Annotated in this window: 4 protein-coding genes; all 4 read right to left on the bottom strand. The window is 73.5% G+C overall.

The genetic code is table 11. The features are described from left to right. Nucleotides 1-1,144, bottom strand: a 1,144-nt coding sequence (locus P409_RS31690; RefSeq protein ID WP_052121631.1) for an MFS transporter, incomplete at its 3' end; no start/stop codon positions are given. Between the two features lie 92 nt (nt 1,145-1,236). Next, nucleotides 1,237-1,686 carry a molybdopterin synthase catalytic subunit MoaE gene (moaE, locus tag P409_RS31685; protein WP_034847940.1) on the bottom strand — a complete coding sequence of 150 codons (450 nt, stop codon included), beginning with the start codon at nt 1,684-1,686 and terminating at the stop codon, nt 1,237-1,239. Nucleotide 1,687: 1 nt separating this feature from the next. Next, nucleotides 1,688-1,939, bottom strand: coding sequence for a molybdopterin converting factor subunit 1 (gene moaD / locus P409_RS31680; RefSeq protein WP_034847937.1), 252 nt, complete (start codon nt 1,937-1,939; stop codon nt 1,688-1,690). Nucleotides 1,940-1,947: 8 nt separating this feature from the next. Next, nucleotides 1,948-2,515: molybdopterin-binding protein (locus P409_RS31675; protein ID WP_034847935.1), on the bottom strand; the 568-nt coding region annotated here is incomplete at its 5' end.

Raw genomic sequence — 2,515 nt, 5'->3', positions numbered from 1 at the left:
GGGGGAGGGAGAAGCCGAAGCCCGCCACCCACTCAGCAGGGACGGCGGCCACGATCCAGGCCAGCGGGGCGTCGCGCATCACCAGCACCAGCAGCACGGCACCGGCCAGGATGCAGACGGCGCCGCGCAGCAGCCAGCGCAGCTCGCCCGCGCCGGTGGCGCCGGCGACGACGAAGGCGGCCAGGGTCCAGGCCAGCGCCATCACCGCCACCACATAGCCGGCCCACAGCGGCGACAGGCCGTGCAGCGTCTGCAGGATGGCGGGGCCGTAGACGTTCAGCGCCATCGAGGTCGCCACCAGGGCGAAGAGGGCGGCATAGGCGGCGCCGCAGACCGTGCGCAGGTCGCCCGCCCGCCGCGGCAGCAGCCTCACCCGGGCGCCGGCATCGATCCGCAGCACCAGCACCAGGATGCCGAGGCCGGCCGCGACCAGCGCCAGGGCGATCGCCGGGCTCGGGATGACATCCGCCATGGCGATGGCGCCGACGCCCAGCGCCAGCCCGCCGATCTGCAGCCAGGGCACGCCCGGCTGTCCGGCGCTGCGCACCGTGCCCTTCAGCAGCCAGGGTGAGGCCACGGTGAAGACCAGCGCCTGCGCCGTGAACAGCCAGAACACGGCGCGCCAGTCGCCGGCCTGGGCGAACAGCCCGCCGACCAGCGGGCCGAGAATGGTGGCAATGCCCCAAATGCCGGAGGCCACGGCGAACATCCGGGCCAGGTGGCGCTCGGGGAAGAGGAGCGCGACCGCGACCATCGAGAAGCCGGCCACCCAGCCGCTGCCGATGCCCTGCAGCAGCCGGCCGGCCAGGAACACGCCGATGTCCGGGGCGGCGGCGCTGGCCACACAGCCGAGCGCGAAGGCCAGGCCGCCGATGGCCGAGGCCCAACGCAGCCCGAACCGCTCCGACAGCCGGCCGGCGCTGGCGCCGGCCAGGATGGCGCCCATCAGGAAGCCGGCGGTGGCCCAGCTGAAATAGGCGTAGCCGCCGAGATCGGCGCCGACGCTGGGCATGATGGTGGCGGTGACCAGGGAATCGGCCGCGTTCAGCCAGATGCCGAGGCAGACCATCGCGAATCGCGGCAGCCGCCCTTCGGCGAGCAGATCCGCCCAGCCGGGCGCCGGTTGCGCCGATACCTGCACCATTGCCGCGTTTCCCCTTCGTTATCCTCGGGGCTACACCGCCGGAGTCATGATGAGAAGCGTGGAGTCTGCAGGACTGCAGTCAGGGACTGCCGTCAGCGCCAGCGCGATGCGGCCTCGTCATCCTCGGCCCGGGCTTCGACCCAGCGCTCGCCGGCAGGCGTCTCCTCCTTCTTCCAGAAGGGGGCCTTGGTCTTCAGCCAGTCCATCAGGAAGGCGCAGGCCTCCAGCGCCGCGCCGCGATGGGCGGAGGCGGCGCCGCAGAACATGATCCGGTCGCCCGGCTCCAGCCGGCCGACGCGATGGACGATGCGCACCTCCAGCAGCGGCCAGCGGCTGCGCGCCTCGGCCTCGATCTCCTCGAGCTGCCGCTCGGTCATGCCGGGATAGTGCTCCAGCGTCATCGCCGTGACCGACGTGCCGCCGGCGATGTCGCGCACCAGCCCGACGAAGCTGGCGACGCCGCCGACATCGGTACGGCCGTCGGACAGCGCCGCGATCTCGGCGCCGACGTCGAAATCGGCCTCCTGGACGCGAACCGCCATTTCAGCCTCCGGTCACGGGCGGGAAGATGCCGATCTCGTCGCCCGGCGCCACCGGGTCGCCCGGCTTGGCAAAGCGCTGGTTGATCGCGACCCGCACCACCGCCGGGTTGGCCAGGGCGTCGGCATAACCGGCGCCGCGGGCGCGCAGCCAGTCCAGCAGACCGGCGACGTCGCGCACCGAGTCCGGCGGCGACACCGTCTCGGCGGCCGTGCCGATCTTGCTGCGGACCCAGGCGAAATACAGGAGCTTCATGCCGGTTCTCAGATCAGGGCGCTCAACGGGATATAGGCAACCGGGTCGCCCGGCGCCACCGCGGTCACATCCTCCGGCAGCTCGACCAGCCCTTCGGCGCCGGCGAGGGAGCTCAGCATGCCGGCGCCCTCGCGGCCGTGGCGATGGGCGACCAGAGCGCCGGAGGCGTCGGTCTCCAGCACCGCGCGCAGGAACTCCCGGCGGCCCGGTTTCTTGCCGTGGCCGAAGCCGGCGGCGACCGGGAAGCGGCGCAGCGGCAGCGGCTCGGCGCCTGCCAGGTGCAGCAGCAGCGGCCGGGCCACCAGCAGGAAGGTGACCATCGCCGCCACCGGGTTGCCCGGCAGGCCCAGGAAGGCGACGCCGCCGATCTGGCCCAGCGCCACCGGCTTGCCCGGCTTGATCGCCAGCCGCCAGTGATGCAGCCGGCCGCCCGTGGCCTCCAGCGCCTCCTTGACGTGGTCCTCGTCGCCGACCGAAACGCCGCCGGAGGTGACGATCGCATCCGCCTCCGCCGCGGCCGCCGCCAGGGCCGAGCGGACGGCGTCGGCCCGGTCCGGCACGATGCCGTGGTCGGCG

The sequence above is a fragment of the Inquilinus limosus MP06 genome (assembly GCF_000767795.1).
Lineage (GTDB): Bacteria > Pseudomonadota > Alphaproteobacteria > DSM-16000 > Inquilinaceae > Inquilinus > Inquilinus limosus_E.
This window is presented reverse-complemented; position numbering and strand designations above follow the sequence as displayed.